This window comes from Blautia massiliensis (ex Durand et al. 2017) (assembly GCF_001487165.1).
Taxonomy (GTDB): Bacteria; Bacillota; Clostridia; order Lachnospirales; family Lachnospiraceae; genus Blautia_A; species Blautia_A fusiformis.
Window position 1 is genome coordinate 1,948,564 of the sequence record NZ_LN913006.1, and the last position, 15,331, is coordinate 1,963,894.

The following is a 15,331-nucleotide window of genomic DNA, read 5'->3' on the forward strand; positions in this document are numbered from 1 at the left end:
GATAACCGCCAAAATGATCATTTTTTATGATCTGGAAAACGAGGCAAAAAATGATTTCTTTAATTATACCATGCTTCAATGAGGAAGAATCCCTTCCGCTTTTTTACCCGGAAGCCACTTCTGTCCTCAGGCAAATGAACTGTGATTATGAACTGATCTTTGTGAATGACGGTTCCAGAGACAGAACCCTTGAGATTTTAAAAGAGCTTTCCGAAAAGGATCCTCATGTGATCTATCTTTCTTTTTCCAGAAACTTCGGAAAGGAAGCTGCCATGTATGCAGGCTTCTGCAATGCCGGCGGCGATTATGTAGCAGTAATGGACGCTGATCTTCAGGATCCGCCGTCCCTTCTCCCGGAAATGCTGGAGAAGCTGGAATCCGGAGAATATGACAGCGTTGCCACCAGACGTGTCAGCCGTGACGGAGAGCCACCTATCCGGAGCTTTTTTGCCCGGAAATTTTATCAGCTGATCAATAAGATCTCGGATGCAGATATTGTGGACGGCGCCAGAGACTTCCGTCTGATGAAGCGCAGTATGGTGGATGCCATCGTCTCCATGAGTGAGTACAACCGCTTCTCCAAGGGAATCTTCGGCTGGATCGGTTTCCGCACCTGCTGGCTCCCCTACAAAAATATCGAACGCGTAGCCGGTGAGACCAAATGGAACTTCTGGAAGCTGTTTAAATACGCCGTCAGCGGCATCATCAATTTTTCTCAGGTACCGCTGACCATCGCCTCCTGGTTCGGAACGACCATGACCGGTTTTTCCTTTCTGGTCCTGGTAGCCATCATCGTCCGAAAGCTGATCTTCGATGATCCGGTCCCAGGCTGGGCTTCCACCATCTGTGTCATCATCTTCATCGGCGGCCTGCAGCTTTTCTGCCTGGGTATCATGGGACAATACATAGCCAAAACCTATATGGAGGTCAAGCAGCGCCCCCATTACATCATAGCAGAGTCCAACAAAAAGGACTTTACACCCATACGTTGATTTTCTATTCTGTCGGCAGCTCGACCACCTGATATTCGTGGCCCAGCGCCGGCAGGATTTTTTCTTTTACATCACTGGTCTTCATCAACAGAGTGGAAGTATTGATACACGGATGGCATCCGAAATATTCTTCATCCAGGACTTCTTTATCGATCACCAGGTGTACCTTCTTTTCTTTATCAAAGATCAGTCCCATCAGACTTAAGGACCCCGGGGTAATGTTCAGATATTCCTCCATCTGCTCTCCGTCTGCAAAGGAAAGTCTGGCTGTTCCGATCTGTTTGGACAGAAATTTTGTTTTAAACGGCTTCTCTCCCGGCATCAGCAGCAGATAGAAATCCGTTTTCTGTCGGTTGCAGAGAAAAAGATTTTTGCATATCTGCGCCCCCAGAATCTGATCCACTGCCTCGCAGGCCTCCATGGTCATCAGTGCTTCATGATCTGCTCTTTTATATTCAATCCCAAAACTATCCAGAAAATCGTACACTGCGATTTCCTTCTCCAGACGGCCCTCGGTGTTCTCCGGTCTTCCTGTATAGACTGTTTTGTCAATTCTTGGTTCTTCCATGATGTCTCCTCCGTTATTTTTACATTCTCATATGTGCAGGTCTTAGTCGCAGCATATTACGCTTTACTGCTTCAACCGTAACCTGCCGATTTGTTTAATCATAGCACACCTGTAACAAATAAGATACTCCGGATTTCCGTCTGACTATTGACGATATCAGCCTCGGATGCTATACTCTCAGGCAGAAAGGGAATGAAGTTCTCCCCCGATCTTTATCGAAACCGCCAATGAGCTGATGACTTCTGTGCAATGCACGGGGTTACCAGCTTTTTTTGATGGATTTTTCAAAACGGGGAGATTGAAAGGAGTTACTATGACAAAAGAAACTATCCAAAAAGAACATCGGATCCTGCAGCTGAAATATGCTGTCCTTGCAATGGTCGTGGGAATCTGCGTCGGGATCGTAGATACTATCTTCGGCCGGGGCCTGCTGGCGATCTCTGCTTTTCGCACTGCACACTGGCGCTGCCTGCTGCCCTTCCTGCCTCTGGCCGGACTTCTTATTGTATGGATGTATCATCATTTCAGCACCTTAAGCTTAAAGGGCATGTCCCTGATCTTCGAAACCGGGCAGAAAAAAAGAGACCAGATTCCTCTGGCCCTTGTCCCTCTGGTAATACTCGGCACCTGGATCACTCATCTCTTCGGAGGAAGTGCCGGCCGTGAAGGTGTTGCCGTGCAGATCGGTGCTACACTCTCCCACGAGGCCGGACGCAGGCTGCATATCCGGGAAAATAAGCCTGTCATGCTGATCACCGGTATGGCTGCCGGTTTTGGCGGTCTGTTCCAGACGCCATTAGCCGCTGTATTTTTTGCCATGGAGGTGATCGTTGCCGGATATCTTGAGTACGATGCGCTGCTGCCGGCACTTATCGCCGCATATACAGCCTCCTTCACTTCTCATTTCCTGGGACTGGAAAAATTTGCTGTGGATATCCAGGACACCTGGACTGTGACCGATCTCCGAAGCATGATCTCTCTCATTGCTCTCGGACTTGCCTTTGGTCTCGCCGGACGATGCTTTTCCGTACTTCTTCAGAAAGCAAAGAAATTATTCGGGGAAAAAATCTCAAATCCGCTGATCCGCATCGGTGTCATGGCCATTCCACTGGCAGCTCTGCTGTTTGTGATCCACGGCGGACGCTACACAGGTCTTGGAACCAATCTCATCTCCGCTTCCTTTGCCGGAGAAACGATCTACGGATATGACTGGATTCTGAAGCTTCTGTTTACTGTATTTACACTTGCCATCGGTTTTCAGGGCGGCGAAGTGACACCACTGTTCTCCATCGGCGCTTCCCTTGGAGTCGTCTTAGGTTCCATCCTCGGGATCCCTCCGATGATCTGTGGGGCACTTGGCTACGCCGCAGTATTCGGCAGCGCCACCAACACCCTCATCGCCCCGATCCTCATCGGCCTGGAAGTTTTCGGCACCCGAAATACCCTTCCCCTCATCCTGGTATGCATCCTCGCTTATCTGATCAACGGAAATCACTCCATTTATGGAGCACAACAGAAGGCACTTTGCAGGTTTGAGAAGTAGATATGTACATATTTTTTATTCGGTCATGGCTGACTCGGTTGTGACCGAGTGAACTACCCATCACCTAAAGGTAATGGACTTCTAAGGATATCAGATTCGCCATATGATTCCTTTCTTCAGCTATTAATGGATTCTATCTCCGAATCATCATATATTTTCTTTAACTCTTTTCTCATTTCCTTATTGATACTTATATATTTTGAATCATTATCAGCCCATTTTACTTTCAGGATATCGTGTTTGCGTATATATAATACAGGCAGCCGGCTTCTGTGCTTATCCATAAAGATTCCCTGGCTTTCATAAAAAATTTCCTGCAGATAATCATTCATTTCATCTACCTGGATTACAAATGTAAAACGAATATCCTTCTTTTTTTCTTCTCTGCTCATCTCATTGATCCAGAACTCTGCAAATTTATCATTTAACAACAAAACATCATTTCTATCCATATCTGTAATATCTATAAGCGCCCAGATATTCACCTGATTATTTCTATTTTTCTTGAAAAAACTTACTTTTCCTTTTTCGTCCAGTTCATATTCTGACTTTTTTTGATACTGGTTATGTAAAAGCCCTTTTTCAAATACAACGTTTCGTTCTTCGACCTCTTCTGGAAAAGTTATTTTGATATCTATTAACCTCTCATATTTGCAACAAATAAAACTGAATGGCATCCAGATTCCTTTTTTATTCTCTATATACATGTAGCTTCTTGCATGAATCCTAGCACTATGCTTCAAAAATTGAACATACCCCGCTGTCATTAAAATATACAGTGATAATAACGCTTTTTCAATCGCATCATTCCCACTGCTATTCGTCCAACATTTCCAACAGGAATATACTGCTGCAAAAAAAACATCTGTCAAAAGCAACATTTGAAACAGAAAACACCCTCTGATTCCGGAAAGCCATTTTCGATTTTTTCTCATCATCCCATAAACATATAAAGGATTTTCATCTACACTTTCCGAAGAAATATCCTGATCCGGTGTTCCGCCAAATCTGAATACCCATCCAGTCAATGCCAAATATCCCAAACCGGCTATTCCAAATGTGAATCCATCATCTTCAAAAATCCAACGATATGACAAAAATAAAATACAAAATAACAAAATTTTTTCAGGTATATTTTTTTTTCTTTTTCGGTTTATTATGATCCCCCCCCTAGTCGTCAGGCCTATACAACATCCGATATGCCCAGACAATCCAACAGATCTTTTTTCATTTTCTCATATTGTTTTTTATATCTCGAATATCTATATACCGGAAGGATTTCCAGGCGATTATAATAACGGTTATATACCGCTCCAAGACGGTATCGTCTTTTATACATCATTATCCCTGAATTATTCCGTACAATGCTCTTCAGAACACGATTATCATCTTCTACTTCCAGCACAAAGGAAAAATATATTTCCTTTTTTTCCTCTTTCGTTGTAATATACTGTTTCCAAAATTCTACAAAAGCTTTATTTAATTTTCCGATATCCGCTTCCTGAAACAGATCTGTTTTTACATATGCCAAAATATGTATCTCATCTGTTTTGTCATATCTGTAGAAAAAAGTTTTTCCATTTCGAGGAGCTTTATACGTATTTATATATTGATAAATTCCAAAATCTTTTTCCATTACATCTGAATGTATCTGTAAATTCCTGTAACACACCGGATTTTCATAATACATATTGATATTCTGGCACAGAAAACTGAATGGCGCCCAATTTTCTTCTTTATCTGTTGGGTATTTATAATTCTTTTTATAAAATTTCACATAAAATATCCACATGCATACTCTTGCCATGATCATAAAAGCCAGTGAGATATTCAGAAGGATTTCTACCACTGTACTATTTATACCTGGATTTACATACTGAATCCCAAGATATACAAAATACACTCCCAACCACAGGATCATAATTTTTCGCAAAAACAAAAAACTTTTTAACTTTCCGTTTTTCCTGATAGGAAGAGCATATTTCGATTCCTTTTTGTCATTTAACATACCGTGTACATAAAATGGATTCTGACAGTTATAACTATCCGGCACATTATAAGGGGTTTTCCATCTTGACGGTATAATAACCGTAGGAATAAATAGAATATTTGAGATCATCAGGCTTACCAGAACTGCCAAAATTTCCATTACACCGACCGGCGCCAAATAGAAATAAAAAGATTTCAGTAATCCTCCAAATACCAGGGCATATACGCACAAATAAATTGATTTGCTCAACACGTCGATCATTTTTCTGTATAATTACCTCTTTCTTTTCCAATACATATTCTTTTAATCAAGTGATATCTTCTCTCCATTTACAGAAATCCAATAGTCTTTCGGTTTGTGTTCCATGTATCCATAACATATCTCTTCATTTTTGTTATTTTCTGCTTCCAGAAATTTTGTTCCCACAGAATCCTTCACATCGGCTACTACGTAATTATCATCATTCGGTGTTACCAGTACATACCATTCCCCATTGATTTCTATCGTTGACATATCGATATTTATCTTTACATCTTGATACTCTCTGCCTGTACCATAAAATATAGAATCCGGCAATTTCCATTTCCCAGAACTTTCCGGAAAAATCTTCCCCTCTACTGTTCCTTCGTTATCCATGATAACATATGTAGAATTTTCTCCCTGCAGAATACGGATGATCTCAGCATTATCACCATATGCTTCCACGGCTTTCTCCACAGAACTGAAACTTCGGTGAGTATACACTGTATCGCAAACAAAGAGTCCGATTCCTAATATAACAATTGGTGCAACAACCTTAACTGGTGTCTTTTTTGATTTTCTTTTATAAGAAATAGCGATCACCAGATTAATAATAATTACCAGATATACAATTGGTTCTATCACTTTGATCAGCATATTTTTTCACATTCCCTTTACATACAGTCTACAGATCTATATCACGTCTTCCGATCACCCGCTTCAGTTCTTCTCTCATTTCTCTGTAAATATTTTTATATCTGGACTTACGGTCCGTACATTTTATTTTTATGATGTCATGTTTTTTCTCATACAAAACAGCCATACGACTTCGATGTTTATACATTCGTATTCCTGATCCGTCATAAAAAATCCTGCCTATAGCATCATTGATTCTCTCAGTCTGGATTACAAATGTAAAACGTACATCTTTCTTTTTTTCTTCTCTGGTCAGCTCATTACACCAGAAAATCTCAAATGCATCATTCAGAAGCTGGATATGCATTTTCTCCATATCTGCTATATCAATGATCGCCCATAAGTTTACCTGTTGATTTTTTCTTTTCTGATAAAAACAGATTTGGTCATTCTCTTTTAATATATAATTTGCTTTTTTAGCATATCCGCTTTTAAAAAGACATTCTTCAAACACCAGAGGCTGATTTTTCTCCATTTCTTCTGTTGGATCAGGCAGTATCCTTCCTGCCAGTCCCTGCATTTCATATCCGATAAAGCTGAATGGCATCCAGATACCTTTTTTATTTCTCGGATAGCAGAAACTTTTCTTATAAATGTGGATATAATATGCTTCCACTACACCAAGGCTCATTATTATTCCCCAGTAAATCCAGAAAAATTCCAGTCTGATTTCCTGATATCTTCTATGTATTATATGATCAGAAATGAACCCTGCTGTCATCAGAAGAACATAACTCAAAAGCAAAATCTGTACTACAAAATATCCATTTATCTCAGAAAGCCATTTCCTCTTCTTCATCATTTTTCGTACATACAGAGGATTCCTGTCATCATATAAATTTGCAAAAGGAAACCTTTCATTTCTTGCCCAAATTCTATCTGCCGATAATACAGCTTCTCCCATTGCCGCCAACACTAATGCCATTCTGATCTCCGGCATGATCTGGTAGCAAGCTGGTGTCAGAAGTAATGTTATTAGAAAAAAACGTTTTGTTTTTTCACTCAAGCGATATCTTCTCATAGAAATCCAATAATCTTTTGTTTTATGATATCTATTATTTTAATGACTACTTATTATTTTCCATCCAGTTCTGACCCAATCCTTCAAAAACCCGATTGGAACCATCTTCTGTCCATTTGCAGAAACCCAGTAGTCCTCTGGGTATTTTTTCAGATATCCATAGTAAACGTTTTCGCTTCCTTTTGCTTCGGAAAATTCTGTTCCTTCCGAATCGTATACATTCGTTATGGGAGATTTTATTCCCGGATATGGTGACACCACAACATACCATTCCCCATCAACTGCTACGGTAGATACGTCGACTATAATCCTGTCTCCTGTAAAACGCTTTGTGTCCTGAAACTCTGAATCTTCCGGAAGTTTCCAGCCGCTTTCTGTTTTTTCAAAAATCTGTGAGTCCATCACATCTCCATCATCCATAATAACCAATGCTGAAGTTTTTCCTCGTAATGTCACCACGACATCTGACCGATCATCATAGGCTGTTACTGCTTCCTCAAGTGTATGGAAACTTTGTTCAGCCTCTTTGTTATTTTCGGACATCATAAATATGATGACCACAGACAAAAGCGGAACCAGTATAAATATGGATGTTTTTCGCGGGATTCTTTTCCTGGAATCCACGACTGCCACTATCATGAGCAACAGCAATAAGATTCCCCACGACCACCAGTTAGATAGTGAAATATTCATTTTTATGTCCTCTTTTTCCTACAATCTTGACGCTTCACAGATTGATCTCTACTTTATCTCCATCTACAGAAATCCAGTAATCGTCTGGTTTCGTTTTCAGATATCCATAATATACCGTTATATTCTCATATTCCGTTTTTAAAAATTCTGTTCCAGCCGAATCGTGAACCTCATCTATAGAATTCTCCCCCATAAGATAATGTGGGAGTATTACAATATACCATGCTCCATGTATTTCTATTGATCTCATATCAATATTGGCATCTTCTGAAGGATAGCTCATACTTTTTCTGAAAAATGCTGAATCCGGCAATTTCCATTTCTTTCCATTTTTTGGAAAAATTCTTCCTTCAATAGATCCATCTTCATCCATGATAACATATGTAGATTTCTCATCCTGCAAGGTTGCTATTGGCTTCGCCTTAATATCATATGCCCGAATCGCTTTATCCAGCGAGCTAAAATTTCGCTGCACAAATACTGCCTGAAACATAATAAATAACAAACCAACCAGAAAAATTGGTCTGATGATAAAAAGCGGTACCTTTTTAGATTTTTTCTTGCATACGAGAGCAACTGCCAATGCAATAAACATTAATATTGTTATAACTCTTTCGAAAATGCTCAATATCAGATTCGCCATATGATTCCTTTCTTCAGCTATTAATGGATTCTATCTCCGAATCATCATATATTTTCTTTAACTCTTTTCTCATTTCCTTATTGATACTTATATATTTTGAATCATTATCAGCCCATTTTACTTTCAGGATATCGTGTTTGCGTATATATAATACAGGCAGCCGGCTTCTGTGCTTATCCATAAAGATTCCCCCGCTTTCATAAAAAGTTTCCTGCAGGTAATCATTTATTTCATCTACCTGGATCACAAATGTAAAACGAATATCCTTCTTTTTTTCTTCTCTGGTCATCTCATTGATCCAGAACTCTGCAAATTTATCATTTAACAACAAAACATCATTTCTATCCATATCTGTAATATCTATAAGCGCCCAGATATTCACCTGATTATTTCTATTTTTCTTGAAAAAACTTACTTTTCCTTTTTCGTCCAGTTCATATTCTGACTTTTTTTGATACTGGTTATGTAAAAGCCCTTTTTCAAATACAACGTTTCGTTCTTCGACCTCTTCTGGAAAAGTTATTTTGATATCTATTAACCTCTCATATTTGCAACAAATAAAACTGAATGGCATCCAGATTCCTTTTTTATTCTCTATATACATGTAGCTTCTTGCATGAATCCTAGCACTATGCTTCAAAAATTGAACATACCCCGCTGTCATTAAAATATACAGTGATAATAACGCTTTTTCAATCGCATCATTCCCACTGCTATTCGTCCAACATTTCCAACAGGAATATACTGCTGCAAAAAAAACATCTGTCAAAAGCAACATTTGAAACAGAAAACACCCTCTGATTCCGGAAAGCCATTTTCGATTTTTTCTCATCATCCCATAAACATATAAAGGATTTTCATCTACACTTTCCGAAGAAATATCCTGATCCGGTGTTCCGCCAAATCTGAATACCCATCCAGTCAATGCCAAATATCCCAAACCAGCTATTCCAAATGTGAATCCATCATCTTCAAAAATCCAACGATATGACAAGAATAAAATACAAAATAATAAAATTTTTTCAGGTATCTTTTTTCTTTTCCTTCGGTCTATTCTAATCCCCCCTAATTATTAAATACATACCGTTTTGTATTGGTGGGAATACCTTTCCCACCAATACGTTTCCCATATATTTTATATGCCAAAATTATACGTAAAGCCAATATAACTTTCCTAAATACTCATAACACTTCATATACCGCATTCCTTTTCCTGGAGTATACTCACCTCCCCCGCCAATAACTCTCCCATACTTTCGTATTACAATATTAGAATTAACCTTCCTATTACTCAAATAATCTCTAGAATAAGAAATTATTTGCTTTCCTGTTAATTGCCTCATTTTTTCATTTTTTTCTTCATTAACTGCCCTTCGTAGCGGTAATGCCTCTGCGAATGAAAGGTTCATATTTGAAATTCTTCGATTTGCGTCATGGTAATCTTTTCGCATATATTTCAAATATCCTTTTTGATTTTGCTTTGGTCCTATATTATCTACAGCACTCCAAAATAATGATATTCCCGCACTTACCGCACCATTTATAACCGCACTTGTAAAATCTCTATTTTCATAATAATCACTTACAAACGAAGTAACACCACTTACAACTGCACCTGTTGTCGAACCACCAATTCCCAAAAATCCCATAGCGGTTCCAAGTCCTGCGGAAGCGGCAGTGATCCAGTTTATCTCTGACAGATTTTTCCCCAGCTGCTATACTTGTATTCTACTACAGTCTCTCCGGCGTCGTCAATCAGTGCAACGACATCATTCTGCAATAATAAATTTTTCGTTACGGTTCCCTCCGACAGCTTTCCAATCTCCCACGTTCATGCTATACTGAACCTATCTCTGTCTGCCCGTTTCAGTCATGGGGCAGACTTATTTTTTTCAGGAAAGGATTTATTTATGAAGCGTATCAAAAATATCGATCTGCTCCGTGCGGGGGCGATCCTCTACATTATGCTGTATCACTGCTACGTTCTGTCCGGGCAACCATGGCAGTCGCATACAGCCATCCACACACTTCTGACTCTTGGAGGTGAAGTAGGAGTTACACTGTTTTTCCTGTTAAGCGGATATGGGATTTATCTTTCCCTTTCTTCTTCGGAGGCGCGAGGCTGTCTCCCCGGCTGGCGGGCTTTTATGAAAAAGCGCTGTATCCGCATTATGCCCCAGTATTATGTATGTATCACGGTCCTTCTGATCTTTATGTCCACGCAGATGTTCAGCAATGAGGGACTTCGGCATATCCTGGCGTATTATACTTTTACGGAGAACTTTTCCCCAGTGACTCATGGTTCCATCAATGGTGCGCTGTGGACGATGGGCGTGATCTTTCAGTTTTATCTGATCGCCCCGTTCCTTTATAAGGCAGTCCGGAAAAACTGGCTCGTCTCTGCCATTGTGTCCATTGTTTTCACTGTTATCTGCCGGTTCGCCGTTGTCCGCTATCTCCACAATTCCGGGATTTCGGATAACTCTGTATATTTTGTATACGAGCGTCAGGTATTCTCTGCGCTGGATAATTTCGTGCTGGGAATGGCTGCTGCCGCTTTCTGGAAGCAGACCGGAGATCGTATGCAGGATTACCGGCTGAAGCTTGGACTTCCGGTTTCTATTGCAAGCACGGCACTGATCCTGGTATGGATCTTTTATTATCACAGTCACGGGCTTTATGGCACCGCTCCCTCCGGTTATCCGGCACATTCCATCCTGGCGGTCCTGCTCAGTATACTGCTTGTGGGATTCTCCCTCCTGCCGGAAATGGATTTCAGGTTTCTGCGTCCGCTGTACTTCGTAGCCCGGAACCAGTACGGGATCTATCTGTGGCATATGCCCATCATCATGATCCTGCAGGCCAATTCTCCATGGTTCAATACCATGAGCCAGCAGCGCTTCTGGCTGTTTTTGCCATGTATGGTGGTCATCACCTGCGTATTCGGCTATTTTGCAACCCGCTTTATCGACCATCCCGCTTCTGCGAAAAAGAAAGGATAACTTCCCATGAAAGACAGAACCGCCGTTAACCACAATATCCGTAAGCATTTTAACGAACTGATCTACAACACAGCCCGTTACACAGAGATCGCGTTATCCATCGTGATCATTATCGTGATCGCACTGTCCGGACTGCGTCTGATCCTTACAACTGCCGGTACCTCCATCATGGATATGGACACCGGATTTTTTACCAGTTTCCTGTCACAGGCACTGTCTCTTGTAGTCGGTGTGGAGTTTGTAAAAATGCTCTGCCGCCATTCCGCCCAGACTGTTGTCGAAGTCCTGCTTTTTGCAACAGCAAGGCAGATGGTCGTGGAACATCTCGATCCTGTACAGACACTGATCGGGATCATCGGTATCGCCATTCTCTTTGCCGTCCGGAAATATCTGATGACGGACAGTGATGATATGACCCCGCATCAGAAGAGTGCTTCAGAAGAATCCTAAAAAAAAGCTTTCTCTTCTGAGTGCAAATGAGCATAATTGCAGAAAAGCTCCAACTGTATCCCGATATTGATACAGTTGGAGCTTTTCTTATAAATTTTGCATTGGTATAAACCCTATCCGATACTATTATCCACGTCGGACCAGCTGCATGCCCACAGCAGCTATCTCCAGATAATATACCCTGCATAGATCAGGTACATACACACCATGGAAATTCCCTCTTTCCGGCTAATTCTCTGCTTTGTGGCCGCATAGATCCACACGATCAGCGAGAACACGATAAGTATGACAATATCAATAATATTTTCCCGGATCAGTGCCACCGGATTGATGGCAGATGCAACTCCGAGAACCATCAGAATATTGAAAATATTGGAGCCTACCGCATTTCCCACAGCCATATCCACTTCGTTCTTTCTGGCTGCAACCACGGAAGTCACCAACTCCGGAAGGGAAGTTCCGATAGAAACAATGGTCAGTCCCACCAGTGTCTGGCTCATTCCAAGATCAATGGCAATGCGGCTGGCAGCATCCACCGTAAGATCTCCGCCAAAGGCAATGGCAAGTGCGCCTCCCACAATAAAGAGGATGCTCTTCGGCCAGGAAAGGATGCCGATTTCTTCTTCCAGCTCTTCCACTCCTTCCATGTCCACATTTTTTCCTGCTGCCCTGGCCTTCATGGCACTTTGGATCATTACCACAATATAGCCTGCAAAAAATCCCAGCAGGATCATTCCATCCAGATGACCAAGTCTCATTCCGATCGTATCTCCTGCTGCCAGGATCCCCAGCCCCAGAAGAAGGAGCGCACAGATCATGGAAAACGGAATATCCCTCCGGATGGTTTCCTTCTGTACCAGGATCGGTGTCAGGATGGAACAGACTCCAACAACCACCATCAGGTTAAAAATATTGGATCCTACCACATTGCTGACCGCAAGCTCATTGTTATTGACCAGTGACGCTGTAACGCTGACTGCAGTTTCCGGCAATGATGTTCCCATTGCCACAATAGTAAGGCCGATGATGATCGGCGGCACCTTCAGCCTTTTTGCGATACTGGAACTTCCTTCTACAAAGAAATCCGCACCCTTCATCAGGAACACAAAGCCGATCACAAGAAAAACTAACACAAGGATCAGCGGTGAACTGTTTACCAGATTTTCCATTTTTCTTCTCACTTTCTTTTTTTATTTCCCATAACCCGGAGATTCATTGTCGCCCGCCCTGCTGAAAAAATTCTTTCCGGCATTCTTTTGTTACATAAAAAAGACCCATGTATGCCCTGCTGCAATAAGATATAACAAAGCATACATGAGTCTCATTCTTTAAGATTTGCCAGGTTTTTCAGAAAAAACCGGGTCTGTTGACAAATCACACTTACGTGCGAACTACTCCCTCATGGAATTAAAATTTTCAATTTTTTTCAATTTAACAGAATTGTTTTTAAAAGTCAACCCCTGGCCGGTGACTTTTCTTTACCGAAAGCACATATTTTATGTATCTTTATTATTTTCTGCTTTCAGAAACAATCCCCTTCAGAATCTGTAAGACTCCGTCTTCACTGTATGACGGACATACTTCCCTGGCTGCTGCCTGCACTTCCGCTCTGGCATTGGCTACCGCATAGCTCCTTCCCGCTTTCTGGAGCATGGCAATATCGTTGAGGTTATCTCCGAATGTACAGGTTTCCTCCGGGGAAATTCCTAACTGTTGCTGGATAAATTCGACAGCTGTACTTTTTTCGCCTTCCGGCGGTGTACTGTCCATCCATTCTTTTCCGGCAGCCGCCAGCGTTACCTTATCCCTCCATGCCGGTGTAAAATACGGGGCACAAAGCTCCTCGCACCGTTCCGGGTGATAGACAGAGAATTTCAGCACCTGTTTTCCCTGAAGAGAAGAAAGATCATCCACTTTTCTCATATCATAACCATAGGAATCCCGCAGCCACAGGAACATCCTTCCATTCTCATTCTCCGCATAGCAGCACTCCGGTGTGGCAATAAAGCAGTCACATTCCGGCATTTTTTCTTTCACCATATGATGCATGCGTTTCCAAACCTCATCCGGAAGTGTATGTACCTTCAGGATCTTATCATTCTTCCGGATCACCGTACCGCCATCTGACACAAAATACACCAGATCCTTCACCGGCTCAAACAGCTTCCTCTCACTGTCATACTGCCGCCCGGAACACACCACAAAGGTGATTCCCAGCTCAGTCAGCTTCCGGATCACTGTCATATATTCCGGATTGATAGTCATGGTCCCGTCTTTTACAAGAGTTCCGTCTACGTCTGTTGCGATCAGTTTTATCATGTTGTTTTTACTCCTCTTCCATCTGAAATACCAATATCCTCTCCCTGGGATTTTTTCCGTCGAAAAGATCCTGACAGTCGATCTCGTCCAGGAATTCCAGTTCCTCTACGGTCATCAGATATGAAATATATTCGTCAGATGGATAATAGAAAAACAGTAGCATTTCTCTTGTTTTTTCATACCAGGATTCCCGGATGCGTCCGATGACGCTTCTCAGTATTTCCACAGAAAAGGGATTAAAAAAATAAAATCTGTCTGCGGACTCCGGCACCTGAAAAAGAGCTGCATTCTCCAGTATAAATGATGTTTTTGTCCCGGAAACAGCCCGCTGTCTGTTTTCTTCTGCGGCTTTTGTCATACGTTCATCGTACTCCACGCCTGTAGTCCGGCATCTGACCTGCCACGCCAGAAAAAAATCCACTCTGCCTTTTCCACATCCATAGTCGATCAGATGATTCTTTTTCCCCAGATATCCACAATAAGCCAGCCGTTCCAGCACCCCGTACGGCGTTGGCTCGTATGGATAACAGTACTGATCCGATCTGGAATCGTCACGACCGGTGGTTTTGATCTTCAGCAGCTTATCATATTTTACTTCATTTTGATCCATGCTTCTGTTAATCTCCGTTCGCTACATCGGGCAGCTTCGTTTTTCCTCTTTATCCATATCTCCATGGACATACCTGGCATTGAACTCCATATTGATCTCACGGATCTCTTTCTTTCCGTCAATATAATCCTGATACATATCCGCAAGTCTCGCCATACAGCCATCACAGTTCGCGGAAATATTTCCAAGAGATTCCTCCACGATCTGTTTACGTTCTTCTTTTGTTGTATCTTTGATCAGATATCCTGGCATTGTTTTTTCCTCCTGATAGGTTCACCTGTGTTTCAGGTATTCTGTATTTTTGTTATTGTTCACTTTTTCTTTTGAAAAAAGCTGCTTGTATCAAACAAACAGCTTTACAAAAATTTTTCTTTTCTGTTTTTTTATTCTACTCTGGCCAAATGTCAGTGTCAACACAATTTTTCGCCTATTTCCGAAACACAAAACAAAAGCCTCCGGATCAATTCCAGAGCTTTATACATGCGTTAGATAATTTGAACTTTCACCCTTGTCCCTAAACCCGCATAAAAAGGATGTTTCCGCTACCGTTTTTTCCCTTGTCAC

The 15,331-nt window shown here is 41.4% G+C and carries 17 protein-coding genes and 1 riboswitch; of the genes, 4 read left to right on the forward strand and 13 right to left on the reverse strand.

The window, feature by feature from the left end; translation table 11 throughout:
• Window positions 1-50: 50 nt before the first annotated feature.
• Complete coding sequence (locus BN3261_RS09875; protein WP_015527465.1) at window positions 51-992, forward strand: glycosyltransferase family 2 protein; 942 nt, start codon at window positions 51-53, stop codon at window positions 990-992.
• Between the two features lie 4 nt (window positions 993-996).
• Here the strand turns inward: BN3261_RS09875 and BN3261_RS09880 are convergent, their stop codons facing one another.
• On the reverse strand, window positions 997-1,560 hold the full coding sequence (locus BN3261_RS09880) for a prolyl-tRNA synthetase associated domain-containing protein (protein WP_059086157.1): 564 nt from the start codon (window positions 1,558-1,560) through the stop codon (window positions 997-999).
• A 179-nt stretch (window positions 1,561-1,739) separates the two neighbouring features.
• Window positions 1,740-1,812, forward strand: a riboswitch (Fluoride riboswitch).
• 61 nt (window positions 1,813-1,873) lie between these two features.
• Here BN3261_RS09880 and BN3261_RS09885 point away from each other — a divergent pair.
• On the forward strand, window positions 1,874-3,103 hold the full coding sequence (locus BN3261_RS09885) for a chloride channel protein (RefSeq protein WP_059086158.1): 1,230 nt from the start codon (window positions 1,874-1,876) through the stop codon (window positions 3,101-3,103).
• Between the two features lie 116 nt (window positions 3,104-3,219).
• Here BN3261_RS09885 and BN3261_RS09890 read toward each other — a convergent pair whose 3' ends face one another.
• The 8 genes from BN3261_RS09890 to BN3261_RS09925 all read right to left on the reverse strand — a co-directional run bounded on the left by BN3261_RS09890 (window position 3,220) and on the right by BN3261_RS09925 (window position 10,035).
• Entirely contained in the window at window positions 3,220-4,314 is a 1,095-nt protein-coding gene (locus BN3261_RS09890; RefSeq protein ID WP_199874109.1) for a hypothetical protein, read from the reverse strand.
• Window positions 4,287-4,634 carry a hypothetical protein gene (locus BN3261_RS17735; RefSeq protein ID WP_199874110.1) on the reverse strand — a complete coding sequence of 116 codons (348 nt, stop codon included), beginning with the start codon at window positions 4,632-4,634 and terminating at the stop codon, window positions 4,287-4,289. Before BN3261_RS17735 ends, BN3261_RS09890 begins: the two co-directional genes overlap by 28 nt.
• Before the next feature lie 762 nt (window positions 4,635-5,396).
• Window positions 5,397-5,990 carry a hypothetical protein gene (locus BN3261_RS09900; protein WP_059086161.1) on the reverse strand — a complete coding sequence of 198 codons (594 nt, stop codon included), beginning with the start codon at window positions 5,988-5,990 and terminating at the stop codon, window positions 5,397-5,399.
• 28 nt (window positions 5,991-6,018) lie between these two features.
• Window positions 6,019-6,954, reverse strand: coding sequence for a hypothetical protein (locus BN3261_RS09905; protein ID WP_199874111.1), 936 nt, complete (start codon window positions 6,952-6,954; stop codon window positions 6,019-6,021).
• Between the two features lie 135 nt (window positions 6,955-7,089).
• Entirely contained in the window at window positions 7,090-7,743 is a 654-nt protein-coding gene (locus tag BN3261_RS09910; RefSeq protein ID WP_199874112.1) for a hypothetical protein, read from the reverse strand.
• 34 nt (window positions 7,744-7,777) lie between these two features.
• The gene (locus tag BN3261_RS09915) at window positions 7,778-8,386 is read right to left on the reverse strand and encodes a hypothetical protein (RefSeq protein WP_199874113.1); all 609 of its coding nucleotides are present in this window, start codon (window positions 8,384-8,386) and stop codon (window positions 7,778-7,780) included.
• A 13-nt stretch (window positions 8,387-8,399) separates the two neighbouring features.
• The gene (locus BN3261_RS09920) at window positions 8,400-9,326 is read right to left on the reverse strand and encodes a hypothetical protein (RefSeq protein WP_059086165.1); all 927 of its coding nucleotides are present in this window, start codon (window positions 9,324-9,326) and stop codon (window positions 8,400-8,402) included.
• Between the two features lie 208 nt (window positions 9,327-9,534).
• Entirely contained in the window at window positions 9,535-10,035 is a 501-nt protein-coding gene (locus BN3261_RS09925; RefSeq protein ID WP_059086166.1) for a hypothetical protein, read from the reverse strand.
• A gap of 261 nt (window positions 10,036-10,296) precedes the next feature.
• Here BN3261_RS09925 and BN3261_RS09930 point away from each other — a divergent pair, with 261 nt between their 5' ends.
• Window positions 10,297-11,388, forward strand: coding sequence for an acyltransferase family protein (locus BN3261_RS09930; protein ID WP_059086167.1), 1,092 nt, complete (start codon window positions 10,297-10,299; stop codon window positions 11,386-11,388).
• A 6-nt stretch (window positions 11,389-11,394) separates the two neighbouring features.
• Complete coding sequence (locus tag BN3261_RS09935; RefSeq protein WP_059086168.1) at window positions 11,395-11,838, forward strand: hypothetical protein; 444 nt, start codon at window positions 11,395-11,397, stop codon at window positions 11,836-11,838.
• Between the two features lie 161 nt (window positions 11,839-11,999).
• On the opposite strand, the gene BN3261_RS09940 is transcribed toward BN3261_RS09935, so the two are convergent.
• The 4 genes from BN3261_RS09940 to BN3261_RS09955 form a co-directional block, all read right to left on the reverse strand.
• Window positions 12,000-13,007 carry a calcium/sodium antiporter gene (locus BN3261_RS09940; RefSeq protein ID WP_059086169.1) on the reverse strand — a complete coding sequence of 336 codons (1,008 nt, stop codon included), beginning with the start codon at window positions 13,005-13,007 and terminating at the stop codon, window positions 12,000-12,002.
• 340 nt (window positions 13,008-13,347) lie between these two features.
• On the reverse strand, window positions 13,348-14,157 hold the full coding sequence (locus tag BN3261_RS09945) for a Cof-type HAD-IIB family hydrolase (protein WP_059086170.1): 810 nt from the start codon (window positions 14,155-14,157) through the stop codon (window positions 13,348-13,350).
• A gap of 7 nt (window positions 14,158-14,164) precedes the next feature.
• On the reverse strand, window positions 14,165-14,767 hold the full coding sequence (locus BN3261_RS09950) for a class I SAM-dependent methyltransferase (RefSeq protein WP_059086171.1): 603 nt from the start codon (window positions 14,765-14,767) through the stop codon (window positions 14,165-14,167).
• A gap of 21 nt (window positions 14,768-14,788) precedes the next feature.
• Window positions 14,789-15,019 carry a hypothetical protein gene (locus tag BN3261_RS09955; protein WP_015527478.1) on the reverse strand — a complete coding sequence of 77 codons (231 nt, stop codon included), beginning with the start codon at window positions 15,017-15,019 and terminating at the stop codon, window positions 14,789-14,791.
• Window positions 15,020-15,331 lie beyond the last annotated feature (312 nt).

Bases quoted from the DNA above. Each gene is read 5' to 3' on its own strand.
- BN3261_RS09875 (WP_015527465.1), top strand. From the start codon at position 51: ATGATTTCTTTAATTATACCATGCTTCAATGAGGAAGAATCCCTTCCG.
- BN3261_RS09880 (WP_059086157.1), bottom strand. From the start codon at position 1,560: ATGGAAGAACCAAGAATTGACAAAACAGTCTATACAGGAAGACCGGAG.
- BN3261_RS09885 (WP_059086158.1), top strand. From the start codon at position 1,874: ATGACAAAAGAAACTATCCAAAAAGAACATCGGATCCTGCAGCTGAAA.
- BN3261_RS09900 (WP_059086161.1), bottom strand. From the start codon at position 5,990: ATGCTGATCAAAGTGATAGAACCAATTGTATATCTGGTAATTATTATT.
- BN3261_RS09905 (WP_199874111.1), bottom strand. From the start codon at position 6,954: ATGGCATTAGTGTTGGCGGCAATGGGAGAAGCTGTATTATCGGCAGAT.
- BN3261_RS09910 (WP_199874112.1), bottom strand. From the start codon at position 7,743: ATGAATATTTCACTATCTAACTGGTGGTCGTGGGGAATCTTATTGCTG.
- BN3261_RS09915 (WP_199874113.1), bottom strand. From the start codon at position 8,386: ATGGCGAATCTGATATTGAGCATTTTCGAAAGAGTTATAACAATATTA.
- BN3261_RS09925 (WP_059086166.1), bottom strand. From the start codon at position 10,035: ATGGGATTTTTGGGAATTGGTGGTTCGACAACAGGTGCAGTTGTAAGT.
- BN3261_RS09930 (WP_059086167.1), top strand. From the start codon at position 10,297: ATGAAGCGTATCAAAAATATCGATCTGCTCCGTGCGGGGGCGATCCTC.
- BN3261_RS09935 (WP_059086168.1), top strand. From the start codon at position 11,395: ATGAAAGACAGAACCGCCGTTAACCACAATATCCGTAAGCATTTTAAC.
- BN3261_RS09940 (WP_059086169.1), bottom strand. From the start codon at position 13,007: ATGGAAAATCTGGTAAACAGTTCACCGCTGATCCTTGTGTTAGTTTTT.
- BN3261_RS09945 (WP_059086170.1), bottom strand. From the start codon at position 14,157: ATGATAAAACTGATCGCAACAGACGTAGACGGAACTCTTGTAAAAGAC.
- BN3261_RS09950 (WP_059086171.1), bottom strand. From the start codon at position 14,767: ATGGATCAAAATGAAGTAAAATATGATAAGCTGCTGAAGATCAAAACC.
- BN3261_RS09955 (WP_015527478.1), bottom strand. From the start codon at position 15,019: ATGCCAGGATATCTGATCAAAGATACAACAAAAGAAGAACGTAAACAG.